General features: G+C 71.2%; 20 protein-coding genes. 9 read left to right on the top strand and 11 right to left on the bottom strand.

The features are described 5' to 3' along the window. Nucleotides 1-160 precede the first annotated feature (160 nt). The 3 genes from SLV14N_RS23435 to SLV14N_RS23445 all read left to right on the top strand — a co-directional run bounded on the left by SLV14N_RS23435 (nt 161) and on the right by SLV14N_RS23445 (nt 4,506). The gene (locus tag SLV14N_RS23435) at nt 161-985 is read left to right on the top strand and encodes a TIGR03619 family F420-dependent LLM class oxidoreductase (RefSeq protein ID WP_263270925.1); all 825 of its coding nucleotides are present in this window, start codon (nt 161-163) and stop codon (nt 983-985) included. A 343-nt stretch (nt 986-1,328) separates the two neighbouring features. After that, on the top strand, nt 1,329-1,727 hold the full coding sequence (locus SLV14N_RS23440; RefSeq protein WP_018092251.1) for a VOC family protein: 399 nt from the start codon (nt 1,329-1,331) through the stop codon (nt 1,725-1,727). 133 nt (nt 1,728-1,860) lie between these two features. Then, nucleotides 1,861-4,506, top strand: a complete 2,646-nt coding sequence (locus SLV14N_RS23445) for a bifunctional FO biosynthesis protein CofGH (protein WP_208683301.1) — start codon at nt 1,861-1,863, stop codon at nt 4,504-4,506. A 167-nt stretch (nt 4,507-4,673) separates the two neighbouring features. On the opposite strand, the gene SLV14N_RS23450 is transcribed toward SLV14N_RS23445, so the two are convergent. Beyond that, on the bottom strand, nt 4,674-4,937 hold the full coding sequence (locus SLV14N_RS23450) for a hypothetical protein (RefSeq protein WP_018092249.1): 264 nt from the start codon (nt 4,935-4,937) through the stop codon (nt 4,674-4,676). A 751-nt stretch (nt 4,938-5,688) separates the two neighbouring features. Between SLV14N_RS23450 and SLV14N_RS23455 the strand changes: the two genes are divergently transcribed. Next, on the top strand, nt 5,689-6,807 hold the full coding sequence (locus tag SLV14N_RS23455) for an ADP-ribosylglycohydrolase family protein (RefSeq protein ID WP_263270926.1): 1,119 nt from the start codon (nt 5,689-5,691) through the stop codon (nt 6,805-6,807). A gap of 120 nt (nt 6,808-6,927) precedes the next feature. Here the strand turns inward: SLV14N_RS23455 and SLV14N_RS23460 are convergent, their stop codons facing one another. The 3 genes from SLV14N_RS23460 to SLV14N_RS23470 form a co-directional block, all read right to left on the bottom strand. Beyond that, the gene (locus SLV14N_RS23460) at nt 6,928-7,713 is read right to left on the bottom strand and encodes an SDR family oxidoreductase (protein WP_263270928.1); all 786 of its coding nucleotides are present in this window, start codon (nt 7,711-7,713) and stop codon (nt 6,928-6,930) included. Nucleotides 7,714-7,820: 107 nt separating this feature from the next. After that, nucleotides 7,821-8,522 carry a DUF2690 domain-containing protein gene (locus SLV14N_RS23465; RefSeq protein ID WP_263270929.1) on the bottom strand — a complete coding sequence of 234 codons (702 nt, stop codon included), beginning with the start codon at nt 8,520-8,522 and terminating at the stop codon, nt 7,821-7,823. Nucleotides 8,523-8,651: 129 nt separating this feature from the next. Continuing rightward, nucleotides 8,652-9,875: a PLP-dependent aminotransferase family protein gene (locus tag SLV14N_RS23470; protein WP_263270931.1), complete on the bottom strand. Its 1,224-nt coding sequence runs from the start codon at nt 9,873-9,875 to the stop codon at nt 8,652-8,654. 218 nt (nt 9,876-10,093) lie between these two features. Between SLV14N_RS23470 and SLV14N_RS23475 the strand changes: the two genes are divergently transcribed. Next, the gene (locus SLV14N_RS23475) at nt 10,094-10,975 is read left to right on the top strand and encodes a hypothetical protein (RefSeq protein WP_263270933.1); all 882 of its coding nucleotides are present in this window, start codon (nt 10,094-10,096) and stop codon (nt 10,973-10,975) included. 141 nt (nt 10,976-11,116) lie between these two features. On the opposite strand, the gene SLV14N_RS23480 is transcribed toward SLV14N_RS23475, so the two are convergent. The 3 genes from SLV14N_RS23480 to SLV14N_RS23490 form a co-directional block, all read right to left on the bottom strand. After that, nucleotides 11,117-11,326, bottom strand: coding sequence for a DUF397 domain-containing protein (locus SLV14N_RS23480; protein ID WP_208683311.1), 210 nt, complete (start codon nt 11,324-11,326; stop codon nt 11,117-11,119). A gap of 208 nt (nt 11,327-11,534) precedes the next feature. Next, a complete protein-coding gene (locus SLV14N_RS23485) occupies nt 11,535-12,401 on the bottom strand; it encodes a helix-turn-helix transcriptional regulator (protein WP_026170083.1) in 867 nt (288 codons plus the stop codon). 260 nt (nt 12,402-12,661) lie between these two features. Next, nucleotides 12,662-13,423 (bottom strand): GPP34 family phosphoprotein, encoded by a 762-nt coding sequence (locus SLV14N_RS23490; RefSeq protein ID WP_208683319.1) that lies wholly within the window; start codon nt 13,421-13,423, stop codon nt 12,662-12,664. A 224-nt stretch (nt 13,424-13,647) separates the two neighbouring features. Between SLV14N_RS23490 and SLV14N_RS23495 the strand changes: the two genes are divergently transcribed. Together SLV14N_RS23495 and SLV14N_RS23500 are read left to right on the top strand one after the other, a co-directional pair. Then, nucleotides 13,648-16,848, top strand: coding sequence for a D-alanyl-D-alanine carboxypeptidase (locus tag SLV14N_RS23495; RefSeq protein WP_263270934.1), 3,201 nt, complete (start codon nt 13,648-13,650; stop codon nt 16,846-16,848). A 591-nt stretch (nt 16,849-17,439) separates the two neighbouring features. Beyond that, nucleotides 17,440-18,897, top strand: coding sequence for a glycosyltransferase family 39 protein (locus tag SLV14N_RS23500; RefSeq protein WP_263270935.1), 1,458 nt, complete (start codon nt 17,440-17,442; stop codon nt 18,895-18,897). Between the two features lie 168 nt (nt 18,898-19,065). On the opposite strand, the gene SLV14N_RS23505 is transcribed toward SLV14N_RS23500, so the two are convergent. Further along, nucleotides 19,066-19,455 carry an ADP-ribosylation/crystallin J1 gene (locus tag SLV14N_RS23505; protein WP_208683321.1) on the bottom strand — a complete coding sequence of 130 codons (390 nt, stop codon included), beginning with the start codon at nt 19,453-19,455 and terminating at the stop codon, nt 19,066-19,068. Nucleotides 19,456-19,869: 414 nt separating this feature from the next. Between SLV14N_RS23505 and SLV14N_RS23510 the strand changes: the two genes are divergently transcribed. Continuing rightward, nucleotides 19,870-20,706 carry an isocitrate lyase/phosphoenolpyruvate mutase family protein gene (locus SLV14N_RS23510; protein WP_208683323.1) on the top strand — a complete coding sequence of 279 codons (837 nt, stop codon included), beginning with the start codon at nt 19,870-19,872 and terminating at the stop codon, nt 20,704-20,706. A gap of 326 nt (nt 20,707-21,032) precedes the next feature. Here the strand turns inward: SLV14N_RS23510 and SLV14N_RS23515 are convergent, their stop codons facing one another. Together SLV14N_RS23515 and SLV14N_RS23520 are read right to left on the bottom strand one after the other, a co-directional pair. After that, a complete protein-coding gene (locus SLV14N_RS23515) occupies nt 21,033-21,317 on the bottom strand; it encodes a hypothetical protein (protein WP_208683325.1) in 285 nt (94 codons plus the stop codon). Between the two features lie 488 nt (nt 21,318-21,805). Further along, entirely contained in the window at nt 21,806-22,363 is a 558-nt protein-coding gene (locus SLV14N_RS23520; RefSeq protein WP_208683329.1) for a DUF3291 domain-containing protein, read from the bottom strand. A gap of 370 nt (nt 22,364-22,733) precedes the next feature. Here SLV14N_RS23520 and SLV14N_RS23525 point away from each other — a divergent pair, with 370 nt between their 5' ends. After that, on the top strand, nt 22,734-23,111 hold the full coding sequence (locus SLV14N_RS23525) for a helix-turn-helix domain-containing protein (RefSeq protein WP_263270937.1): 378 nt from the start codon (nt 22,734-22,736) through the stop codon (nt 23,109-23,111). A 291-nt stretch (nt 23,112-23,402) separates the two neighbouring features. Here SLV14N_RS23525 and SLV14N_RS23530 read toward each other — a convergent pair whose 3' ends face one another. After that, on the bottom strand, nt 23,403-24,368 hold the full coding sequence (locus SLV14N_RS23530; RefSeq protein WP_317633718.1) for a trypsin-like serine protease: 966 nt from the start codon (nt 24,366-24,368) through the stop codon (nt 23,403-23,405). Nucleotides 24,369-24,453: the final 85 nt, after the last annotated feature.

Below are 24,453 nucleotides of genomic sequence, written 5' to 3' on the forward strand. Positions count from 1 at the left end.
GTCGTGTCGTGTCCGATACGTGCCGCCTCGCGGCAGGCTCGTCGCGCCGTGTGAAAACTGTTGTACGCGGGTGCGACACCGAGGGAAAGGGCTGTGGATAACTGTCGGGCGGTGAGGCACCATGCGGTCACGCACACGCCCGACGCGGAGGTGTCCCAGCATGCGGATCGCGACCACGATCTTCCTGACCGACGAGACGATCCGGCCGGACCGGCTGGGCCGCGAGCTGGAACAGCGCGGATTCGCCGGTCTCTATCTCCCCGAGCACACCCATATCCCGGCCAGCCGGGACACCCCGGCTCCCATGGGCGAGCCGCTGCCCCGCGAATACGGCCGCACCCTTGATGCGTTCATCGCGCTCGGCCAGGCCGCCGCGGTCACCGAGCGGCTCGCCCTCGGCACCGGCATCACCCTCGTCTCGCAGCACGACCCGGTCGACCTCGCCAAGCAGGTCGCGACCCTCGACTTCCTCTCCGGGGGCCGCTTCACCCTCGGCATCGGCTACGGCTGGAACGTCGAAGAGGCCGCGGACCACGGGGTGGAGTGGTCGACCCGGCGCGAGCTGACCCGCGACCGGGTGGCGCTGATGCGCGCCCTGTGGGCCGCGGAACCGACCGCGTACAAGGGCACGTTCGGGTCCGTACGGGCGTCCTTCGCGCACCCCAAGCCCGCCCACGGCGCGCCGCGCATCCTCCTCGGCGGCGCGGCCGGACCCAAGCTCTTCGGGCAGATCGCCGAGTACGCGGACGGGTGGCTGCCGATCGGCGGGCGGGGGCTGACCGAGACCGTTCCGGTGCTGCGGCAGGCCTGGTCGGACGCCGGGCGCACGGGTGAGCCGGTGGTGGTGCCGTACGCGGTCCACCCCTCGCCCGGCAAGCTGGCGCACTACCGCGAACTGGGGCTGCAGGAAGTGGTGCTGCAGTTGCCACCGGCCGGGGAGGCGGAGGTACTGCGGACGCTGGACGACTTCGCGCAGTACTTGTGACACAGGGCAGCGCACCGTGCCGGATGGGTGACGGCGGGCGGGTGCGTCCGGAGGCAGCCCCTTGCGAGGCCTGACGGACCGGGGAGGGCGACCGCGCCGGGGGCGCCCTAGGACCAGCGGTGTACGGCCCTCCCGTCCGGGCCGGTACCGGAGACCGATTCGCATCCGCCCCCTCCGGTCGTAGCGTCGGAGGTGAGGACCCGTTGAGCCACCCGCAGTCAACGGTCCAAGGAGATCGGTCCACGGTCCGGAAGACCGGCGGTTCGACGGTCCCGCAGATCAGGGGACCACGTCGGTCACGGGACCATGTCGGTCACGGGACCAGAGAGATCAAGGAGCCCCCATGCCTCGCCTCGACCACACGATCGTGCACAGCACCGACCGTTTTGCCTCCGCCCGTTTCCTGGCCGATCTGCTCGGCGTGCCCGAGCCCAAGGCGTTCGGCCCCTTCGCCGCCCTCAAGCTGGACAACGGGGTGGCCCTCGACTACGCCGAGCATGTCGCAGGCGGCGAATTCGTCCCGACGCACTATGCGTTCCTGGTGACCGAGGAGGAGTTCGACGGGATCTTCGGCCGTATACAGGAGCGCGGGCTGTCCTACTGGGCCGACCCCATGCACTCCAAGCCTCAGGAGATCAACACCCGGGACGGCGGCCGCGGTGTCTACATCCTCGACCCCGATGGCCACAACATGGAGTTCCTGACCCGGACGTACTCGGACGAGCTGCTGGCGAGTATGTAGGCGTGCGGTGCGCCGCCGCCGGGAAGTGCCCCCTCCGTACCCGGACGGAACCTCCGTCCGCAGTGATCAGAGGCACATCAACGGCCCTTTCTCCGGCGGCGGGGCTGTCGGTGGGCGCTCGTATGCTCGGAGGATGACTTCCAGCGCGCAGGTACCTGACCAGGCATCCGACCAAGGGACCGACCGCGAGACGCACGCCGGGCCCGCCGCCGGCCGCCCCACGGCGAACGCGATGCGCCGCGCGCTCAAGCGGGCCCGCGACGGTGTCGCGCTGGACGCCGGCGAGGCCGCGGTGCTGCTGCAGGCACGCGGCGAGGACCTCAGAGACCTGTGCGCCTCCGCGGCCCGGGTGCGGGACGCCGGCCTGGAGGCCGCGGGCCGCCCCGGCGTGATCACGTACTCCAAGGGCGTCTTCATCCCCCTGACGCGCCTGTGCCGGGACAAGTGCCACTACTGCACCTTCGTCACCGTCCCCGGCAAGCTGCGCCGGGACGGCCACGGGATGTTCATGTCGCCCGACGAGGTGCTGGACATCGCGCGCCGCGGCGCCGAAATGGGCTGCAAGGAAGCCCTGTTCACCCTGGGGGACAAACCGGAGGACCGCTGGCCCGAGGCCCGCGAGTGGCTGGAGGCGCACGGCTACGACGACACGCTCTCCTACGTCCGTGCCATGGCCATCCGCGTCCTGGAGGAGACCGGCCTGCTGCCACACCTCAACCCCGGGGTGCTGTCCTGGACGGACTTCCAGCGGCTCAAGCCCGTCGCCCCGTCCCTGGGGATGATGCTGGAGACGACCGCCGAGCGGCTCTGGAGCGAGCCCGGTGGGCCGCACCACGGATCGCCCGACAAGGAACCGGCCGTCCGGCTGCGTGTCCTGGAGGACGCCGGCCGCTCCAACGTCCCCTTCACCACCGGGCTGCTCATCGGCATCGGCGAGACGTACGAGGAGCGCGCCGAGTCCCTCTTCGCGCTGCGCCGCATCCAGCGCGCCTACCACGGCATCCAGGAACTGATCATGCAGAACTTCCGCGCCAAGCCGGACACGGCGATGCGCGGAATGCCGGACGCCGAACTGGAGGAGCTGGCCGCGACGATCGCGGTGGCCCGGCACATCATGGGCCCCTCGACCCGTATCCAGGCACCGCCCAACCTGGTCGACGGCGAATACCAGCTGCTCATCGACGCCGGGATCGACGACTGGGGCGGCGTCTCCCCGCTGACCCGCGACCATGTGAACCCCGAGCGCCCCTGGCCGCAGATCGACGAGCTGACCGGGCGCTGCGCCGCGGCCGGCTTCGAGCTGCGCGAACGGCTCCCCATCTACCCGGAGTTCCTCCAGCGCGGTGAGCCCTGGCTCGACCCCCGCCTGCTGCCGCATGTCCGCGCCCTCGCCGACCCGGAGACGGGCCTGGCCGTCGAGGACGCCCCGGTGGTGGGCCGCCCCTGGCAGGAGCCCGACGAGGGCTTCACGATGAGCTCCTCGGGCCGTACGGACCTGCACCACACCATCGACACCGAAGGACGCACCGCCGACCGCCGCGACGACTTCGACGAGGTCTACGGCGACTGGGAGGCGCTGCGCGAGGCCGCCGCCCCCGGGATGGCGCCGGAGCGCATCGACTCCGACGTACGCCAGGCCCTGGCGCAGGCCGCCGACGACCCCACCCGGCTCACCGACGCGGAGGCCCTGGCGCTGCTGCACGCCGACGGGCCCGCCCTGGACGCGCTCTGCACCCTCGCCGACGAGCTGCGCCGCGACACCGTGGGCGACGACGTCACCTACATCGTCACCAGGAACATCAACTTCACCAACGTCTGCTACACCGGCTGCCGCTTCTGCGCGTTCGCCCAGCGCCGCACGGACGCCGACGCCTACACGCTCTCCCTCTCCCAGGTCGCCGACCGCGCCCAACAGGCCTGGGACGTGGGTGCGGTGGAGGTGTGCATGCAGGGCGGCATCCACCCCGACCTGCCCGGCACCGCGTACTTCGACATCGCGCGCGCCGTCAAGGAACGCGTCCCCGGTATGCATGTGCACGCCTTCTCGCCCATGGAGGTCGTCAACGGCGCGACGCGTACCGGGCTGTCCATCCGTGAATGGCTCAGCGAGGCCAAGGCCGCCGGTCTGGACAGCATCCCCGGCACCGCCGCCGAGATCCTCGACGACGAGGTCCGCTGGATCCTCACCAAGGGCAAGCTGCCCACCGCCACCTGGGTCGAGGTGGTCAAGACCGCCCATGAGCTGGGCATCCGCTCGTCCTCGACGATGATGTACGGCCATGTCGACCAGCCCCGCCACTGGCTGGGCCACCTCCGCCTGCTCGCCGAGATCCAGCAGGAGACCGGCGGCTTCACGGAGTTCGTCACCCTCCCCTTCATCCACACCAACGCCCCCGTCTACCTCGCCGGTATCGCCCGCCCCGGCCCCACCACCCGTGACAACCGCGCGGTGACGGCCATGGCCCGGGTGCTGCTCCACCCGCACATCACCAACATCCAGACCAGCTGGGTCAAGCTCGGCGCGGACGGCGCCGCCGAGATGCTCCGCTCCGGAGCCAACGATCTGGGCGGCACCCTGATGGAGGAGACCATCTCCCGAATGGCGGGGTCGAGTTACGGCTCCTACCGCTCCATCCAGGACCTCATCGCCATCGCCGACCTGGCCGGCCGCCCGGCCCGCCCCCGCACCACGACCTACGCCCCGGTCACCGAGGAACGCCGGGCCGCCGCCCTCGCGTCGGACGGTCATCTGCCGGAGCTGCTGCCGGTCGTGGAGTAGCCGGCGGGAGTCGGCACCGCGGTTGTCCACAGCCCCGTCCCCGCAGCTCCGCCGACGGCTACTCTGCGGGAGCAGGGCAGAAGGCTTGTGAGGGTTCCGGGGCCGGTCAGCGGCTGGGCCGCGCCGTCATGACCGTCCTCGGCCCGCGTCCGTACCGCCGCGGCCGCTCAGTCCCCCACTCCTCCCTCGTACTCCGCCTCGTGCTGCAGGATGCACTGCTGCCACTGCGACAGTGCCTCCTCGCGGTCGCCTCCGCTGTCCTGGGCGGCGACGATCAGGGCGTCGGCCGCCATGGCGGCAAGGCGTACGGCGATATGGCACACATCGCTCTGGGGGAGCGGCCGAAGGAGTTCCACCGCGCCGTCGCTGTCTCCGGAGAGCGCGGAGGCGACGACAGCCATGGTGGTGCGATCCCACTCGTACTCGGACATGGGGAGAGCATGCCCAACGGGCGCCGCCGCCATCATCGAACGGATGAACGCCCAGGTGGGGGCGGGAGAGGAGAGAGAGACGGGAGAGGTGCGGGACATCCGGTGGGACGAGACCGGTGGCCGCTTCGCGACTGACCTGAGGGCGGCGCCGCCCGAGGCGCGATGGGCGAGGGCGTCCGTCGCGGAGCGGCGAGAGGGCTGTGGTCTCCGCCGCGCGGCCGGCGGGCGTCCGGGCAGGGCTGACCGGGCCTGTCGGCTCGTGGGGCGGGTCCCACGTCCGGATGACCGGTACCGCCTCAGCCCAGTTGACGGGCCGGTCCGGGCGGCGCGCAAGGCCGGACGGCCACACAAGGCCGGCCCCCATGCCCGTACGGCCCCACACATGCGCGCCCCCACCCCGACGCGGCCCCTCCCGACTCGCCGCGCCCAGCACCGCCCGGGCCCCCTACCGCTGGGCCCCGCACCGCCGCACCCCGTACCGGCCAAGCCCGCACCGACCGCCCCCGTACCCCTCGGGCCGGTACCCATCGGGACGGTACCGGCCAAAAGCCTCCTTACGAATGACTATTCGCAATACCCTCCTGGCCAAAAATTGATCATTCTCGGTCGATTACAGTGCTGCGCCAGGGGCCCCGCAAGGCCCCCCGGGACGTAGTGAGCTTCAGGAGGGCGCAGTGAGCGAGCGCAGCGAGCGTGCCGTTCAGAGGTGCGCGCCGCGCGAGTGCGAGGCCGAGCGACGCGAGGTTTCGGCATGAGCGCAGCGGGCGGTGGCGCCATCTGGGGGCGCGCGGAGCAGCAGGACTTCCGCAGCCGGGTACGCGGCTGTCTGCTCGGTGGTGCCATCGGCGATGCGCTCGGCGCCGGTATCGAATTCGACTCGCTCGACGCGATCCGCAAGGCGCACGGCCAGGAGGGCGTGACCGATTTCGTGCCCGCCTACGGGCGGCGCGGCGCGGTCACCGACGACACCCAGATGACCCTGTTCACCGTGGACGGTCTGATCCGGGCCCAGGTGCGCCGCGACACCGGAGCCTGGCACCCGCCCACCGACGTCCACCGCGCCTATCTGCGCTGGGCCGCCACCCAGCGCGACTGGGGCCCGGACGAGCGCAAGGAGGACGACGGCTGGCTGGCCCGCGAGGAGTGGCTGTACTCCCGGCGGGCACCGGGCCGGGCCTGTCTGAGCGGCCTCGGCGACGAGGCGATGGGCACGCTGGACCATCCCAAGAACCCCGACTCGAAGGGCTGCGGCGCGGTGATGCGCTCCGCGCCGTTCGGGCTGCTGGTCGGCTGGGAGCCGCAGCTGGTCTTCCAGCTCGCCGTCGAGTGCGCGGCACAGACACACGGCCACCCCACCGGCTATCTGGCGGCCGGGGCCTTCGCGATCATCAGCCATTCGCTGGCCCGTGGCGACGACCTCGACAGCGCCGTGCAGAAGGCGCTGGCCCACCTGGCCACCCGCCCCGGCCACGAGGAGACCACCGACGCGCTCAAGCGCGCGCTCGGCGCCGTACGGCAGGGCATGCCGACGCCCGCCCGGGTGGAGTCCCTGGGCGAGGGCTGGACGGCCGAGGAGGCGCTGTCGATCGGCGTGTACTGCGCACTGGTCGCCGAGGACCTCCGGCACGGCCTCCTGCTGGCCGTCAACCACAGCGGCGACAGCGATTCCACCGGCGCCATCTGCGGCAATCTGCTGGGCACCCTGCACGGCGAGACGGCGCTGCCGCCGGTCTGGCTGGTCGAGCTGGAGGGCCGGGACACGATCCTGCAGCTGGCCGACGACTTCTCGATGGAGATGACGCAGGGCGCCGCGCTGCACGGCCCGGCCGGCTCGTCGCCGGGCTGGCTCGCCCGGTATCCGAGGGCTTAGGGGGAGTCTCCCCGGTCTCCGTGGGCCTGCGACGCTCCCCCAGCTACCGCTGGGAGGTGCCCCCGGGCACCGCACCTCGCGGCGTTGCCGAAAGGAGAATTACGTGCCCGGCGGGCGGGGCTACCGCATCAGCTCCCCCGCATTGACCAGCAGCGACTGGCCCGTGATCGCACGCGCCCGGTCGGAGGCCAGGAAGACCACGGTCTCGGCCACATCCGCATCCGTCGCCAGCTCGGGCAGCGCCATCCGCTCGGTGAGCCGGGCCAGCACCTCGGCCTCCGGGACGCCCTCGCTCTGCGCCTGGACCCGTACGTACGCCTCCACCGGCGGGCCCCACATCCATCCGGGCTGCACGGTGTTGACCCGTATCCGGTCCGGCCCCAGCTCGCGCGCCAGCGAGTACATCGCCGAGACCAGCCCGCCCTTGGACGCCGCATACGCCGCCTGCTGGACCTGTGACGGTGCGGCGACCGACGACTGGGTGCCGATCACCACCACCGAGCCGCCGCCGCGTGCCGTGAGCGAGGGCAGACAGGCGCGGGTCATCCGTAGTGTGCCGAGGAGGTTGACGTCCACCACACGGTGCCAGGAGTCGAAGTCGGCGTCCCGAAGCCCCCCGAAGAGCGAGTCCAGGGCGGCGACATGGACCACCGCGTCGATCCCGCCGAACCGCTCCACGGCCAGCCCGGCCAGCGCCGCGCACTGCGTCTCGTCACCGATATCGGTCGCCCGCCAGGCCGTACGCGCGCCCGAAGGGTCCAGCTGCGCCGCCGACTTGGCCAGATTCGCCTCCGTCCGGGCCCCCAGCACCACCGAGGCGCCCTCCCGCACACAGGCCGCCGCAACCTGATGGCCGAGCCCGGCCCCTACGCCCGAGACGACGACGGTCTTGTTCCGCAGCAGCATCGGTGCCTCCCGGCCGGGCCGCCCAGCTCATATCTGATGGCACGTCAGATTAGGCCCGGGGGCCGGGGAAGACCAGAGCCGTTCGCCAAGAGGGAGGGACGCAGGGGTCACTCCCAGGGCACATGCTCTGTCGCCTCGAAGCAGTACTTGACCCAGGTGACGGTGCGGCGGGGGATGGTCGTGGGCACCGCGCACAGCCGCACCCGGAAGGTGGGGCCGACGGTCGCCATGGTCGTGTACTTGTCGTGCCGGTAGTCGATCGAGGCGCTGCGGGCCGCGCCGCCCGACACCCGGAGCGTCACCATGTCCCCCGGCTCGCCGTTGACGATCCGCCCCCATACGGCACCGCAGCTCTTGCTGTAACGCAGGTGGATGCGGACCGGGTTGCCCTCCTTCGGCTCCCAGGTGGTGGCGTCATACGCGCACCCGCTGTCCTTGGGACTCCTGCCGTCGCAGCCCGCCCCGGGGCAGCCGGGCGGTGGCTCCTCGAAGAGCTTCGGCAGCTGGTCGGCGCCCACGGTGGCCAGCGCACCGGCGACCGCCGTGACGACACCCACGACCAGCGCATGCCGGGTATGCGCACGCAGCCACCGCCCGGCACCGCGGAGCCGCGCCCGGACGCGGTACGGGAGCCGCTCGCGAGGGGCATCGGGATCGGGACCCGGACCGGCGTGTGGCTCGCGAAGGGCATCGGAATCGGCGTCGGGATCGGGGCTGGGGTCCGACGGGCCGCGCGCCGGGTCGTCCTCCGGCGTGTTCGCCGGGTCGTTCTCCGGCGTGTCCGCCGGATTGTCGGGGCCACTGGTCATCCGGCCTCCCGGGAGGTTCACTGGAGGTCCACGCGCCGTGGACCTCCAGTTTCCGGCAGGGCGACGGCTGTCCGGAAGCGGATTTTCCGCCGCCCGCCGCGTTCGGGCGCAGGCACCGGCCGTCCGCGCTCACGCGTGCCGACGCGCGCCCCCCAGCGCCTTCTTCAGCCGGTCGAGCCCCTCGCGGACCTCCTCCGGCGGGTGCGTCACGAACGACAGACGGGCGGCCGTGGCGTCCGGCGGCCCGGCGAAGAACGGCGCGCCGGGGACGTAGGCGACGTCATGCCGCACCACCTCGGGCAGCAGCGCCGTCGCGTCGTACCCCTCGGGCAGCGTCGCCCACACGAACATGCCGCCTGCCGGACGGTTCCACCGCGAGCCCTCGGGCAGCGCCGCGGCCAGCCCGTCGACCAGCGCATCCCGCCGCTCGCGGTAGGCGTCGCGCACCCGCCCCAGATGCGCGTCCAGGTCCGCGACCGCCAAGTACCGCGCCGCCGCGGCCTGGTCGACGGTCGAGGTGTGCAGATCGGCGGCCTGCTTGGCGACGACACAGGCACGCCGCAGCGCGGCCGGCGCGCGCAGCGAACCCAGGCGCAGACCGGGCGCCATCACCTTGGAGAACGAGCCGAGCAGCGCCGTACGGTCCTCGGCCCCGGGGAACGACGCGACCCACGGCACCGGCGCGCCCTCGAAACGCAGCTCTCCGTACGGGTCGTCCTCAGCGATCCACAGCCCGCGCCGGGCGGCGACCTCGGCGACCGCGGCCCGGCGCTCGGCGGACAGCGTGCGGCCGGTCGGGTTCTGGAAGGTCGGCACGACATAGAGCAGCTTGGGCCGCTCCCGCGCGGTGATCTCGTCCAGCGCGACCGGGTCCAGGCCCTCGTCATCGGTCGGCACCGGCACCACCCGGGCGCCGGCGAAGGAGAAGATCTGCAGCGCCGCGAGGTAACAGGGGTCCTCGACCAGCACCACATCGCCCGGCTCCAGCAGGGCCGTGGCCAGCAGCGTCAGCCCCTGCTGGGAACCGGTCGTCACCAGCAGGTCGTCGGCGTCGGTGGCCAGTCCGCGCGCGGTGGTGCGCGCCGCGATGGCCGCGCGCAGCGCCGGACTGCCCTCGCTGGTGGAGTACTGCAGCGCCCGCAGCGGGTCCTCGGCCAGCACATGCTGAAAGGCGGCCGCGAGGCCCGCCGTATCGAACAGCTCGGGCGCGGGCAGCCCGCCGGCGAACGAGATGACCTCCGGCCGGGCGGTGAGCGCCAGGATGTCGCGCACGGGCGAGCTACCGGTCCGCGCCGCACGGGCGGCGAGCCCGGGGACGGGGGTGGCTGCGCGGGCAAGTATCGCGTCCGGCATGGCGACTCCAATCGCTCGTGGTCTGCGATTAACCATCGTTAGCTGCAGATGCCCGGCAGCTTAAGCGGCCCGGTGCCGGAAAGCAGGGGTGCCCGCATGATGAGCTGGTGCGGGTGGGGCCGCGGGCGGGCCGGGGCGGTTCCGTGCGCGCGGTCTCCCACGATTCGTGCACCGCCCGCCCCCCCCATCTGATGCTGCGTCAGCTACACCTGTCTGTCATGACCGCAGACAGCGAAGGAACGCCAGAGGTCACCACCGCCGCGGCCGTCGACCCCGGGCCCGCCGCCTATGCCGAGCTGGCCGCCGTCGGCCCCTACGGCGTGCATCCCGGCCATGCGCTGATCACCATGGTCGAACCGCACCCCGGCCATGAATACGCCTACAACCGCTCGTACGAGGACGACCACTACATCGCGGGCGCGATGGCGATGCCGTGGATCTTCGCCGGCCGCCGCTGGGTGGCCACGCGCGAGCTGCAACTGCTGCGCCGTCCCGAGAAGTCCGCCGTCGCCCGGCCGGTCACGGCCGGCTGCTATCTCTCCACGTACTGGATCACCGCGGGCCGCTACGACGAGCACATGAAGTGGACCGTCGGCATCAACAAGCGCCTCAACCGGGACGGCCGGGTCCACCAGGGCCGTACGCATGTCTTCACGGCCTTCCAGGACCATCTGGCGACGGTCTACCGGGACGGTGCGGCGGGTCCCCGTGACTTCCACGCACTGGACCACCCGTACGCCGGGCTGGTGCTGGAGGTGATCGACGCGGACGGTCCGGAGCGGCGGGACGCGCTTCTGGAGTGGCTGTGTGCCCGGCATCTGCCGCGGCGGCTGTCGGGTTCACCGGCCGCGATGGTCACGGTCTTCCGCCCGACGCCGCTGCCGGGGGACCGGATGCCGTATGTGCGGCAGGTCGAGGGCGTCGACACCCGGCTGACCCTGCTGTGGTTCCTCCAGCGGGACCCGCGCGACGGCTGGACGGAGCAGTTCGCCGGCCTGGAGGAGGAGGTCGCGGAGTCGGGGCTGGGGCGGGTGGAGCTGGTGGCGCCGTTCCTTCCGACCGTGCCCGGAACGGACCGGTATGTGTCCGAACTGCGCTGACCGATGCGGTCGGTGGTCGTACGCGCACGGCTACCGGCGCGCCCGCCGGAGGGGCCCGGGCATGGCCGAGCCCCCTCGGCCGGGACGGCGATCCAGTCGAGAGGGCTCACATCTGCGGATTGCGGACGGTGACGGCTCAGGTCATGCCGCGTCGAACGCGCCACCGGCGACGTCCGACACAAAGTGGCGCCAGGAGGAGTTGTCGAACGTGAGACGCGGACCGTCGGGGTCCTTGGAGTCCCGCACTGCGATGGCTGCGGCGGTCGGCACGGCGATTTCCACGCAGGCGCCGTTGCCACCGGAGTACGAGGACTTGGTCCAGGAGAATGCGGAATTGGGCTGCACGGCCATGTTGACTCCAACTCGCTCTGAGTTACCGCGGATTCGGTACTGATGACGCTACGCGCCAACATCACCAGCCGCAGAGGCCGTTCACCCGTACGAAGGGCATATTTCTTGATCTCTTTTCATGAGGGCGACGGCAGGTGTACCGTGCGATCCCTTTCGCCGGAATCCCGGATTCCGCGCTGATTCCGCGCTATTGACTCCCTGGTAGGTGTCATCTCATGGCGTCTGCATGGGATTTCGCCGCTTCAGCGATGAACTCCCGGCTGTGCTCCGCACTCAACGCCTGCGCACGCAAATGCTCGTACATGATCGTGTATTTGTGCACATCGTTGGTCTTCTCCAGATAGAGGTCGCTGGTGACGCCCTCGATGTACACCACGCTGGAATCGGCGGCATCGTCGAATTCCAGGATGGAGAACGTTCCCGACATTCCGGCATGCGCACCGGTGTCATACGGCAGAACTTGCACCGTCACATGCGGCAATTGGCTCATCTCGACGAGATGGTCCAGTTGTTCGCGCATGATCAGATGGCTGCCGACCACGCGCCGCAGCGCGCTCTCGTCCAGTACCACCCACAGCCGCAACGGACGCTCGGAGTCGGTGACCCGCTCCTGGCGGCGCATCCGCACCTGAATGCGCTTCTCCAGATGGTCGGGCGCCAGCTCGGGGACCGTGCCGGGAATGACCGCCTCGGCGTATCCGGGGGTCTGCAGCAGGCCGGGCACCAGCAGGGACTCGTAGATCCGCAGCGAGGCCGCCTCGGTCTCCAGGCCGATGTAGACGCTGTAGGGGATGTCGCCGAAGGCGTGCCACCAACCCTGCTGACGCGAATCCTTGGCCATCTGCATCAGCGAATCCACGATGCGGTGGTCCTCGACCTCGTAGACCCCGCACAGATCGCGGACATCGCGCTGGCTGATGCTGCGGCGGCCGTTTTCCAGGCGGCTGATCTTCGACTGGGAGACCAGCAATGCCTCGGCCACCTCCTCCGCCGTCATGCCTTTGAGCTCACGGAGCCTTCGCAGCTCCTGGCCCAATCGGCGTCGCCTGACGGTGGGATTGACATTGGACGCCACGGGACGTGCACCTCCGGCTCCGTACTGCTGTCGTTTCCTTTTCAGCAGACTGCCACTCCGAGGTGACGCCGCGCAGTGAAATGCACACAGAAGGCGAGCGAGCAGATGCGCGGGGTGGCGGGCCGGCCGTCGTCCAGATCGGCCGGCCCGCCACCCCGCGCCTGGTGCTGCGGCTCCCGAACGGGACTTTGGGGCGGGTGGTGCGGGTGATGCGGGTGCTGCGCTGGGTGGTACGAGGTGTCGTACGGCGTTCTACGGCGTCAGCGGGCGCCCACCCGGGCCATCCGGCCGTGGCCGTGCCGCGACTGGACCGGCGCTCCGGCCGGGTCCGCCGTGGCCCGTGCGGCCGGTTGCCGGACGGCTGTCGCGCCGGCCGCCTGCTGCCGCCGAGGCTGGGCCGCGACACCGTTCTGCACATCCATGACGGCGTGTGCGACCAGTCCGCCCATCGGGTCGTGCCGGATCAGATCCCGGAGACGGGAGCGCGATGAACGCCCTTCGTTCCCTGGATACAGATGCTTGCCGAGCCCGACCGCATGGGCCAGCGCGGCGAGCGCAGCGGTCCGCGGGTCCGGGGGTACGCCGGTGCGGATCGCGTTGTCCAGCCGGGCCCTGATTTCCCGGCTGATGGCCGTCTCCGTCGCTTGGTAGCGCGTCGTCGGCAGTACCCCGCACATCTGTCCCGCCACGGCATGGACCATGCCGCACCGTTCGAGATGCGTGAGGTAGGTCTGGCGCAGCCCGAGTCGGGGCCCGCCGATCCAGTGGACCGCGCGCACCGGACTGCCGCGTCGGCGCAGCAGTTCGAGCGCGGAGTCCAGAGTTGGATCTCCTGTCGGCCGTGCCATCACCACGGCGATACGATCCCCGTCTGGGGCTATCCGTCCTGCCAGAGCCAGCTCTACTAGCTGTGCCCCGGCCAGGCCGAGGTCGAGCGACTGCGGCTGCGCTGTGGTCCCCGTGGTCGGGTCCAAAGCGAGCAGCAGAAGCTCCTCCGGAATTGTTCTGCGGCTCCTGCCCATCCATGCCTCCCCGCGTGGATGAATGACAGGGTGACCCCTCTCACATTCATCTGTCGAGGGTGCGTGGGGGGTTCGGTAGGGAACCGGTAGGTATGTCGTTCTCGTCTTGCACGTCGGCGACATCTTTCTGTGGGGTGCTGCGGCTACCGGTACGCGTGGCGGCGAGATGGGGCCACGTGGACACAGGACACTTGGGAACACTGGGCCAGGCAGCAGTGGGACGTATGAAGGAGACATCGGTGGCGGGCGAGTCCCCCGACAAGTCGGACAAGAAGCAGTCGTCGGGGAAGACGGCGCGGAGCGAACGTGATCCGCGGCTGTCTGCCTTCCGCGGGAAGCCGGACGAACCGGCGAAGGAATCGGGTTCCGGGAAGGATCCGAAGCCTGAGGACGGGGCGGAGGCCGCGGCGGAGCCGAAGCCTGCTCCGGCGCCGGAGTCCACGGCGAAGGCGAAGCCGGTGGCGAAGACGGCGGCGAAGGCGAAGTCCGGGGCGAAAGCCACGTCCGGGGCGAAGGCGAAGCCCAGGCCGGACAGCGCGGAGAAGCCGGAATCCGGGGCGGAGCCGGAATCCGGGGCGGAGCCCGCGTCGGAGGGCGGTCCCGGGGCCGGGGTCGAGTCGGGGTCCGAACGTGCGTCTGAGGAGCCTCAGGGGGCCGAGGAGGGCGCCGAGGGCTCCGGGGGTGGCGACGAGCGGCTGCGCGCCGCTGTGGCCGCCTGGGTCGCGGGCAAGGGCGATGAGGACGCCGAGGAGGACGCCGAGGCGGGTGAGGGCGGCGACGGCGGAGCCGATGCCGCCGCGGCGTCGGATGTGGAGTCCGAGGCGGCGTCGGGGGAGAAGTCCGGGGCCGAGGCGGGGGAGAAGGCCGGTTCCGGTGCGGCCGAGAAGGCCGGCGCTGACGCGTCCGAGGTGTCCGAGGACGCGGACGGGGGTGCCGAGGGTGCTGCCGCAAAGCAGGAAGCAAAGGCGGAGGAGCGGCCTGCGGTGGCGTCCGAAGCCGACGCTGACCCCGAGCCTGACGGTGACGCCGACCCCCAGGCCGACGGTGACGCCGGCGCGGGTCGTGGCGGCTCCGAGGCCGGTGCCAAGTCCCAGCCGGAGTCCAAGGGTAAGAGCGAGAGTAAGGCCGAGCCCGAGGCCGAGCCTGCGTCCGGGGATAAGCCTGCGTCCGGGGCCCAGGGTGAGTCGCGGTCCAAGGGTGCCGAGGTCGTGGACCAGCCGACCGCCGTGTTCAAGACCGTCGGGCCGCAGAAGGGCAAGCCCGGTGGGGCTGCCGCTGCGGCGGGTGCGGGCAAGGGTGACGGCAACGGTGACGGCAAGGGCGACGGCAAGGGCAGTGAAGAGGCCGCTGCCGGGACCGAGGAGTCGGCGGTCGACAACGCGACCCGGGTCTTTGCCTTCGCGAATCTGAAGGGGGAGGGCGCCGAGGCCGAGGCCGTCGATCAGGCGACCACCGCGTTCAAGATCTCCCCGCCCGCCAAGGGCGGCGACGCGGCCACGAGCAAGGCCAAGGACAAGACCGACGCCAAGGACAAGCCGGAGAGCACCGGCAAGCCCGGGAGCAAGGGCACGTCGGACACCACGGACAAGGCCGGTGCCACGGACAAGGCCGGTGCCAAGGACAAGGCGGGCGCTGAGTCCAGGAGCGGTTCCAAGAGCGCGTCCAAGCCCGAGGCCAAGACCGCGGCCAAGGAAGATTCCAAGACCGAGGCCAAGGATGAGGTCAAGACCGAGGCCAAGGATGAGGCCAAGGCCAAGGCTGCGAATGTCGCCGAGCGGGACTCGGAGCGGACCAGCCAGTTCGTGGCGCTGAAGTCGGCGGACGACGGCACGGCGGGCAAGTCGCTGGGCAAGACGGCGCCGAAGACCCCCGCCCGTACGCCCGACAAGGCCGAGGACAAGCCCGGGGAGAAGGCGAGCGACAAGGCCGGTGCCAAGCCGGCCGGCAAGGCGAGCGGCGCGCTGCCGGCCGCCGAGCCCGCGAAGGCCGCGCAGGCCGCCGAGCCGACCGCGCCGCCCAAGCCCGCGGACCGGCCGGGCGCCATGCCGCCCGCCACCACGGGCGCCACGGGTGCCACGGCCGCCCCGTCCGAGCTGCCCGAGGCCGAGCGCACCAAGCAGCAGCCGCTGCCGCCGCTCGACCTCCTGGCGCAGCTCACCAACACCCCGCCGCCGCCCGAGACCCCGCTGCGTACGGTCGTGCGCCGGTTCAAGATCTGGACCCCGCTGGCCGTGCTGCTGGTGATCATCTTCGTGGTCGCCCAGGCGGTGCGCCCGCTGCCCGACCCGGAGCTCGCCGTCGGTGGGTCGACCGGGTTCACCTTCGAGGGCGGCAAGCTCTCGATTCCCTGGCCCGACCAGGGCCAGTCCGCCGCCAAGGTCGTCGGCGTCGGCAGTTTGGGCACGTCCGGCGCGGCCAAGCCCGTACCGACCGCGAGCGTCGCCAAGGTGATGACCGCGTATGTGATCCTGCGCGATCACCCGCTCAAGTTGGGTGAGAAGGGCCAGATGATCACGATCGATGCGAAGGCCGAGGCCGACTCGCACAACGAGGACGAGTCGCGTGTGACGCTCAGGAAGGACCAGAAGTTCACGCAGTACCAGATGCTGCAGATGCTGATGATCCCCTCCGGCAACAACGCCGCGCGGCAGTTGGCGCGTTGGGACGCCGGGTCCGAGAAGGCGTTCGCGAAGAAGATGCAGGCCGCCGCCAAGGACCTCGGGATGACCAAGACGACCTACACCGACCCCAGCGGCCTGGACGCGTCGACCAAGAGCACCGCGGTCGACCAGCTCAAGCTCGCCGAAGAGGTCATGAAGAACGACGCGTTCCGCAAGGTCGTGAGCACCGAGAACGAACAGATCCCGGGGCTGCCGGAGCGGATCTTCAACAACAACGAGCTGCTCACGACGATGGCGGGCAAGGTCCGCGGCATCAAGACGGGGTCGAGCACGGCGGCCGGCGGGGCGTTCATGTGGGCCGCCTACCGCACGGTCGGCGACAAGACCCCCCTGCTGATCGGTGTGACGATGGATCAGCACGTCAGCGGCCCGGACCCCAACGGCGGCAGCTCGCTCGGCCTGGTCCTGAGCAACACCTCAAAGGTGATCACGGGGGTCCGCGAGGCGCTGGCCTCGGCCACCGTGGTCAAGAAGGGCCAGGTCGTCGGCTATGTGGATGACGGGCTCGGCGGTGAGACGCCGGTCGTGGCGACCAAGAACCTGTCGGCGGTGGGCTGGGCCGGTATGAAGGCGAAGTTCTCCATGAGCGACGGCGGCAAGAGCATCCCGCACACGGCGAAGGCCGGCACCGAGGTGGGTGTGCTGACGGTCGGCGAGGGTGAAAGCGCGCAGAAGGTGCCGGTGGCCCTGAAGCAGGACCTCGTCGAGCCGTCCTTCGGCGCGAAGCTGGTCCGGCTCGGCTGAGCGGCGGGCGGCCGGGGGCTCCGTGGGCGGGGGCGGAGCTTCCGGTTCTCGGCCGGATGTCCCCGGGCTGTCGGCTGGTTGGGCCGGCGTCTTCGGTCTGTCGGCTGGTCGGCGTTGTGTCCCCGGTTCGTCGGCTGGTCAGCGTTGTGTCCCCGGTCCGTCGGCTGGTCAGCGTTGTGTCCCCGGTCCGTCGGCCTGTCGGCCTGGCGGCTCGTCGGTCTGGCGCCCCGGCCATTGGCTCGGCCGGGGGGAGGGAGTTGACCGGGTCTCCCTCTCCGCCCATTCCTGTCCCGGTCACGTGCCGCGTCCGTAGTCTTTCCCGGGCACTGTCTCTTCCCGGCCCGCCGCCGGTTCGTGGGCCTGCTCCTCGCCTGATGGTCCGCCCGGCGGCTGCCCGACCACCCGGGTCGGTCGCCCGGTCGCCCGGTCGGCCAGTCCGGCCTTTCATCCGCCCCCTCGCCTGACCTTTCGTCCGACCCCTCGTTTGACCGTTCGTCTGTCCGTCCGTCCCGTACGTGACCGGAGTCCGTCATCGACGTAGCGCAAGCGCAGAAGACGTACGCACCCGCCGTCGCCGCCCGCGGTGCCTGGGTGGCGCAGGGCGCGGTGGTGCTGATGCCCGCGGGGCTGATGCTGTTCCTGGGGGCGTGGGGGATCCGCCGGCAGGACGCCATATGGCGGGACGAGGCGGTCACCTACGACATGGCGCACCGCAGCCTGGCCGACCTGTGGTCCACGCTGCTGCATGTCGATGTCGTGCACGGTCTGTACTACGCGCTGATGCATGTCTGGTTCGCCGGCTACGACGCCACCTTCCGCGGCGCGTTCGGCGATGCGGTCGGTCTGCGGCTGCCGTCCGTGGCGGCGATGACGGTCGCCGCCGCCGGGGTCGCCCTGCTGGGGCAGCGCCTGGTCGGCCGGCGGGCGGGGCTGCTGGCGGGCTTCACCTTCGGGCTGATCCCGGTCGTCCAGCAATACGCGCAGGAGGGCCGCTCGTACGCGATGGTCTGCGCGCTGGTCGTCTGGGCCACCTATGTGCTGGTACTGGCCGCGGCCGGTCCGCGCAGAGGGCTGTGGCTCGGCTATACGGCGCTGATGCTGGCCGCCTGTCTGCTGCACGAGTTCGCGGCGCTGGCGCTGCCGGCGCACGGCGCCGCGGTGGTCCTGGCGCGGCTGCCCCGCCGCGTACTGCGTTCCTGGCTGCTCGCCTCGGCCACCGTCCTCGCCGCTCTGGCCCCGCTCGCGGTGTTCAGCACCCGGCAGTCGGCGCAGATCAGCTGGCTCATGTGGCCGGACCCCCTCCAGCTGCTGACGTTCGCCGTGCTCGCCGTCCTCGGCATCGCCTGCTCCCGCGTCCGGATCCGCTCCCGCGGCCCCATCGGGCTGCGTGCCCTCGGCGTCCCCCTGCTGCTTCTGCCCACCCTCCTCCTGCTGCTGCTCTCCCATGTCGAGCCGGCCTACGTGGACCGCTATGTCCTCTACTACGTCGTGGGGTTCGCGCTGCTCGCGGGCGCCGCGCTGGCGCGGCTGCTGCGGCCGGCCGACGAGCGGGGCCAGACCCGTGGGCGGCTGCTGCGGCGGGCGATGGCGGTGGTGCTGCTGCTGGCGGTGCTGCTGCCGGTCAACGTCCATCTGCGCAGCCCGGACAGCCGGGTCGACGATGTCACCGCGGTCGCACACGCCGTACGGGAGGTGTCCGAGCCCGGCGACGGCCTGCTGTTCATGCCGTCCCGGCGGCGGATCTGGCGGGCGACCCTGCCGCGCGACTTCCGCGGGCTGCACGATCTCGCGCTGGCCGAGAGCCCGTTGGCCTCACACACCCTCTACGGCACCGAGCGCTCCGGCGATGTCATCCGCGACCGGATGCTGACCGCTCGCCGGATCGTCGTCGCCGGCGACCCGGACGGCCAGCCGGCCGACGACAACGACCAGGAAATCGCCAAGCGGTACACACTGCGCGCCGCGTTCGAGGTCTGCAGCAGCCGGGAGGTACGGGGCGCCAAGATCACGGTGTACGGGCGGCCGGGGGAGTGCGGCGGCGGGAGGTAGGGGGCGGGCTCGGGGGCGACTCGGGCGGGGCCGGCCCTGCGGGGTGGTGTGGGCAGGGGCGGTGTGCGCAGGGGCGGTGCGCGCAGGAGCGGTCTGGTCGTCCGCCGCCCGGCCTTCCCCGCCCGGCCTTCCCCGCCCGGTCGTTCCCGTGCGGTCATTCCCGTACGGTCATTCCCCCTGAGGCGGTCGGAAGCTGCGGACCAGCTCGATGCGCCCGACGATATGCCGGTTGAACTCCGCCAGCTCCTCGGCGGGGACCCACAGTTCGAGGATCGTCTTGCCGCCCGCCTGCCGCACCGGATAGCGCTCGGCGAAGTCCGCCTCGATCTCGAAGCGGGTGACATGACCGACGCCGGAAGCCGGCACATTCCAGTCGCGGGCGATCCGGATCGCGTAGTCCTCGTTGAGTACGGGATAGAAGATCGGCTGGTCGGGAAGGCGCGGCGGCCAGGCGCGCCAGCCGGAGGCCTCCACCAGGGCGAGCTCCTCGGGGCCGGTGGGGCGCCAGAGGGTGAGGGTGGCGGGCGCGTTCCCGCTCCGGCGCGGCGTCTCGATCATGCTCGTACGGTACGAGGCCGGGGAGGGCGGGCGCGCGGCGATTTCGGGGCGCGGCGGGGCGGGCCGGCCGGCGGTTTCGGGGCGTGGCAGGGCGGGCCGGTCGGCGATGAAGGGACACGCGGGGTGCGGGCCGGGCGGTGATGGTGCGCGGTTTCGAGGGGTGGACGGGGTGGGCCGGGCGGCGATGAGGGGACACGCGGTGGACGGTCCGGGCGGTGATGGGGGAGTCGTGGAGCGCGGGTCGGTTGGCGATGGGGGAGTCGCGGGGTGCGGGCCGGGCGGTGATGGTGCGCGGTTTCGAGGGGGTGGACGGGGCGGTGGCGCGCGGTGGCTGTACGCCGGAGTGGTCATGACTCCGTTCTCCGCCGCGAGTCTTCGGCACCTACCGATGGGACTCCGGCCTACGGTGCCCATATGAGCACCTCCCCGGAGTACGCCACCTTCCACTTCCATGCGCTGCACCACGCCGACCAGCCGCTGCTGCTGCCCAACGCCTGGGACGTCATCTCGGCCGTCGCACTCGCCGGGGCCGGATACGCGGCAGTCGGCACCACGAGCCTGGGCGTCGCCGCGGCCCACGGCTATCCGGACGGGCGCGGGCTCGCCGAGGTCCGGGACGCCACCGTGGCGCTGGCGCTGCGGCTCAACGGCCGGCTGACCTGCCCTTACACGGTCGACGTGGAGGGCGGATTCGGCGGCGATGCGGGGCAAGTGGGCGACCTGGCCGCCGAGTTGGCGGAGGCGGGGGCGGCCGGGCTGAACCTGGAGGACGGGCTGCCCGGCGGCGAGGGGCTGCGGGATCCGGCGCGTCAGGCCGAATTGATCAGCGCGGTGAAGGAGCGGGCACCGGGCCTGTTCCTCAACGCCCGGATCGACACCCACTGGCGGGCGGACAGCCCACCGCCGCTTTCGGTGACGCTCTCGCGCGCCGAGACGTACCTGGCCGCGGGCGCGGACGGCGTCTTCGTACCGGGCGTCGTCGCCGACGAGGAGATCTCGGTGCTGGCCGCCGAGATCCCCGCCCCGCTCAACATCCTCTTCGCTCCCGGCCGGCACACCGTCAGCCGTCTGGCGGAGCTGGGCGTACGCCGCATCAGCACCGGCTCGCTGCTCTTCCGGACCGCCCTGCAGGCCACCCTCACGGCCGCGGACGCCATCCGTACGGGTCAACAGCCGACGGAAGCGGCCGGGGCGGGCGGCGAGGTCCTGGGCTATGAGGAGGTACAGCGGCTGGTGGGGGAGGAGGAGTAGGAGTAGGGGCGGGCGACCGCGGCGGCGGGGGCCTCTTGGGGGCTGGGCTCGTCGTCCGGGTGTCGGGCACTTTGGACTGACGGCCGGAGTCCGGGCCCTGTCTGGTTCCGCCGGGCCCTGTCTGCGTTCCGCCCGGGCTCGGTCCGGGTTCAGCCCGGGTGGCCGGGCTCGGTCCGGGGCCGGGCTCGGACCGAGCTCCATCCGGGTGTCCGTGCTCCATCCGGGGGTCCGGCCTCCGTCCGGGGGCAGGAGTCGGCCCGGCGTACGGGTTGAGGCCTGACGTACAGGCTGCGGCCCGGCGTACGGGTTCAGCCCCGGCCGACGGCTCAGGCTTCCTGGCCGCGGCTTCCGTGGCGTCGACGGTGGACGGCGATGGCCGTACCGGCCACGCCCAGGGCACTCGCGCCACCGATGAGCCCAGCCTTGGGCAGCTGGCCGGCCTTCTCGGCCAGTCCGGCCAGCCCGTCGTCGGGCAGCATGATGGAGGTCCGGCTCTCCGAGGGGGCGGTGGAGTCGGCGGCGAAGGCGGCGCCAGCAGGAAGCAGCAGCACGGCCAGTGCACCGGTCGCAACGGTGGCGGTTCGGATCACGGAGCGGCGCTGGGCCCGCATGGGTACTCCTCGTCGTGGGCGGCTCGGGCCGCCGTAGGGATGCGATAAGGCTCAGCACGCTACGGAGCGTCCTTAACGGCGATCCATCCGTTGTGTAACAGTCACCGAGATCTCTGGGATCGGTCGTGTGACGGCGCCCGTACTCAGGCCGGGCCAAAGCGGCCGAATTCCCCCTCCGGACGCACTTCATGGCCCGGCCTTAGTGGTCGGCTCCGTAAATCCTTCGGAAGTTGACTGTGGAGCCTGTGTTGTGTGTGGTGCGGGGGCAGATGCTGGGGTCGGTGAGGTAGAGGCCGCAGGCGCAGCCGAGGGCGACTTCGGGGGGCGAAGCCGCTGGTGGGCAGGATGGCGTCTTGGTATTCATCGGTGCTCGCGAGGTAGAGGGCGGAGCCCCAGGTACTGGCGGATCCGCCGTAGCGCAGACGCATCTGTTCGCCGTCATTCAATCGAGGCGTTTGACAGCGAACCCAGTCGTTCAGGCTTCCTTGTCAGCGAACCTGGTCGCTCTTCGGCCCGATGCCTTTGATCCTGGTCGGAGTTCCGTCCGGGGCGAATGAGTGGTGAAAGGTGAAGGCGTGCGGCGCGGAGCCGTGGTCGTGGAGGTGCTCCAGCCTGGAAACCCCGTCCCGCCAGGTGGGTATCACGCCGTCGGAGACCCACCAGCACACGTAATTCGGGTGTTCCGTCCTCTCGAACCAGTCGTAACGCCTGTTCAGCGCCTCACGGTGCAGACCGGTGTAGACGGCGTCGAAGGCGGGGCGCAGGTCGGTCCAGAGTGAGAGGGTCGCGGCCAGAGCGGTGGTTTCCACCGTATGGCCCTTGCCGTACCAAGTCGGTACGGCGAACTCTCCCCATGCACCCCAGTCCGCCTCGAAGAGCACGCCCCGGTCACCGTCTGCCGGTTCAGCACGCGCGAGGTATCCGGGGTGCTGACTGATCTTCCGGTAGACGGCCTCACCAATCTCGTAGAACTCGCGCGTGAGAGGTGCGGGATCGGCGAGAGGTGACTTCAGGACGCCGAATGTGTACAGCGCAAGATGGGGCATGCGTCTCTCCTTGGTTGGGGGTGCCTGGTGTGGACCCGGTTCGGTGGCTTACGCATGGGGGCGAGGATTCGTGGGGCGTGACCAACTCATCCCGTCGCGGGTGGCTCAGCCTGAAGGAACTCCTGTGCGACCGTGGGCGATCGCCGAAGACCAGGTGAAGGTAGCTGCCTCTGCGGGCCATGTCGAAGTTGCGTTTTCCCTGTCCAAGTGGCCTCTGGCACCGGTCATTGCGGGGGCTGGGGCGGTGACGGGCGGGGCAGGCTGCGGGGTACCAGCGATCCACTTCGGCCGATTGGTTCGCCCGCCATGCCCGTCCGCACCCCCTGTCCGATAGCCCCGAGTGCCGCCGAACGCGTGCAGTTGAAGAAGGTTGAAGAAGGTTGCCTACGGCCACAAGACCGAGCACCGGCTGCGGGTGCGTGCACAGATGGTGCTGCACGCCGCGTGTGGACGCTCCAACGCATGCATCGCCCGGGAGACGGGGCTGCATTGGGACACGGTGCGCCGCTGGCGTGGCCGGTTCGCCCAGGCGGGCCTGCCCGGGCTCAAAGACCGTCAATGCTGCGGCCGTTCCGCCTCGTTCACACCGCTGGAGGCCGCCGAGGTCAAGGCGCCGGCCTGCCGGCTGCCTGCCGAGAGTGAAGTACCGCTCTCACGCCGGTCGTGCCCGGAACTGGCCCGCGAGGCCGCCCGGCGGGGCATCGCCCCGTTGGCTTCGTTCGCTTTCAGCGACAGCGTTTGTCGATGAGTTTCAGCAGCAGTCGGCCACCAGCCGACTCGTGGATGTTCACGAGAAATGACGGCAGCGCCGGGTCGTCCAGCTGAACGGAGCGATCGACATCTGTGACGGGGCTCTGCCACTCGAGTCCGGATTCCCGTGATCTGGACGAAGGTGCGATGAGTGCCCATTTCCGATGGCGGGTTATTGGCCTTGAGGGCTGGTTGGGTTCTGCTCTTCGGGGGAGCGAGCGTGCAGGACGCGGCGAAGGACGGCGGCCCTTGGTGAGGGGGCCGCCGTCTTGGGTTGCGGCGGGTGCGCTCAGGCGGCGTGGCGGGTCTTGCGGCGGCGTACGGCGAGGGCGGTGCCGCCACCGGCGGTGATCAGCGTGGCAGCCACGCCGGCAATCACCGCGGTGTTGTCGTTCGTGCCGGTCTGGGCGAGGTCAGAGCCCTTGGCCGCAGTCGACGGAGCGCCGTTGGTCTTCATGGTCTTGTCGATCCAGCCCGCGTAGGCGGGCGCGCTGGTGTAGAGGCCGGGGCCCTGCGAGCACGGCACTTTCGGGGCGCCGGGCCCCGAGGTGACGCCGATCAGCTCCCAGCGGCCGTTCCGGCCCTTTTGGACCTGCGGTCCGCCGGAGTCCCCGAAGCAGGCCATGGCCTTGGGCACGGTGGTGATCGTGCACAGCCGGGTCCGGTCCGCGTACCCGGGCGCGCACTCGGACTCGGCGCCCCTGCGGGTGTTCAGCTCCTGCAGCCGGTCCGGGAACTTCAACTCGGTGTCGACGGTGGTGCCGAAGCCCAGGAGCCGGGTCGGCATACCGGGCCTCCCTGCCTGCTCGGCGACCTTGATGGGTTGCTGGGCGACCGGGCGGTCCAGGCGTACCAGCGCGATGTCGTTCTTGTTGGCGACCTTGTTGTCGCCGTTCGTATAGCCGGGGTGGACGAAGGTCCGGTCGATCTTCCGGACGGTGCCGCCGGACTTGCGGTGGTCGCTGCCGACCCGCACGATGCCGTCCAGCTTGAGCCCCTGGCCCTTTATGCAGTGGGCCGCCGTCAGCACCCACTGTTGATCGATCAGCGACGCCCCACAGTTCCCGTCGATCAGACCCTGGTCCGGGGCAGACTCCGGGATGACCGCCATGAAGGGGTAGCTCTCGGTGGAGTCCGACCCGTTGACGATAGCTCCTGCGCTGCCGGCCATGACGGTGACGCAGGCCGCAGCGGCGAGAGCGCCGATGGCAGCGATGCGGGCGGTACAGCGACGCAGCGGCTTGAAGCTGATCACAGAGGGTTCCCTTTTGCTTGGTGGACCGTATGCATTCAGCCTCGTTGTCCGATGCCTGCCGGACCATCCGGCCAGCGGGCCGGTC

The sequence above is a fragment of the Streptomyces sp. Je 1-4 4N24 genome (assembly GCF_026239515.1).
In the GTDB taxonomy this organism is placed as follows: domain Bacteria; phylum Actinomycetota; class Actinomycetes; order Streptomycetales; family Streptomycetaceae; genus Streptomyces; species Streptomyces nigrescens.

Bases quoted from the DNA above. Each gene is read 5' to 3' on its own strand.
- SLV14N_RS23435 (WP_263270925.1), top strand. From the start codon at position 161: ATGCGGATCGCGACCACGATCTTCCTGACCGACGAGACGATCCGGCCG.
- SLV14N_RS23440 (WP_018092251.1), top strand. From the start codon at position 1,329: ATGCCTCGCCTCGACCACACGATCGTGCACAGCACCGACCGTTTTGCC.
- SLV14N_RS23445 (WP_208683301.1), top strand. From the start codon at position 1,861: ATGACTTCCAGCGCGCAGGTACCTGACCAGGCATCCGACCAAGGGACC.
- SLV14N_RS23450 (WP_018092249.1), bottom strand. From the start codon at position 4,937: ATGTCCGAGTACGAGTGGGATCGCACCACCATGGCTGTCGTCGCCTCC.
- SLV14N_RS23455 (WP_263270926.1), top strand. From the start codon at position 5,689: ATGAGCGCAGCGGGCGGTGGCGCCATCTGGGGGCGCGCGGAGCAGCAG.
- SLV14N_RS23460 (WP_263270928.1), bottom strand. From the start codon at position 7,713: ATGCTGCTGCGGAACAAGACCGTCGTCGTCTCGGGCGTAGGGGCCGGG.
- SLV14N_RS23465 (WP_263270929.1), bottom strand. From the start codon at position 8,522: ATGACCAGTGGCCCCGACAATCCGGCGGACACGCCGGAGAACGACCCG.
- SLV14N_RS23470 (WP_263270931.1), bottom strand. From the start codon at position 9,875: ATGCCGGACGCGATACTTGCCCGCGCAGCCACCCCCGTCCCCGGGCTC.
- SLV14N_RS23475 (WP_263270933.1), top strand. From the start codon at position 10,094: ATGACCGCAGACAGCGAAGGAACGCCAGAGGTCACCACCGCCGCGGCC.
- SLV14N_RS23480 (WP_208683311.1), bottom strand. From the start codon at position 11,326: ATGGCCGTGCAGCCCAATTCCGCATTCTCCTGGACCAAGTCCTCGTAC.
- SLV14N_RS23490 (WP_208683319.1), bottom strand. From the start codon at position 13,423: ATGGGCAGGAGCCGCAGAACAATTCCGGAGGAGCTTCTGCTGCTCGCT.
- SLV14N_RS23495 (WP_263270934.1), top strand. From the start codon at position 13,648: ATGAAGGAGACATCGGTGGCGGGCGAGTCCCCCGACAAGTCGGACAAG.
- SLV14N_RS23505 (WP_208683321.1), bottom strand. From the start codon at position 19,455: ATGATCGAGACGCCGCGCCGGAGCGGGAACGCGCCCGCCACCCTCACC.
- SLV14N_RS23510 (WP_208683323.1), top strand. From the start codon at position 19,870: ATGAGCACCTCCCCGGAGTACGCCACCTTCCACTTCCATGCGCTGCAC.
- SLV14N_RS23515 (WP_208683325.1), bottom strand. From the start codon at position 21,317: ATGCGGGCCCAGCGCCGCTCCGTGATCCGAACCGCCACCGTTGCGACC.
- SLV14N_RS23520 (WP_208683329.1), bottom strand. From the start codon at position 22,363: ATGCCCCATCTTGCGCTGTACACATTCGGCGTCCTGAAGTCACCTCTC.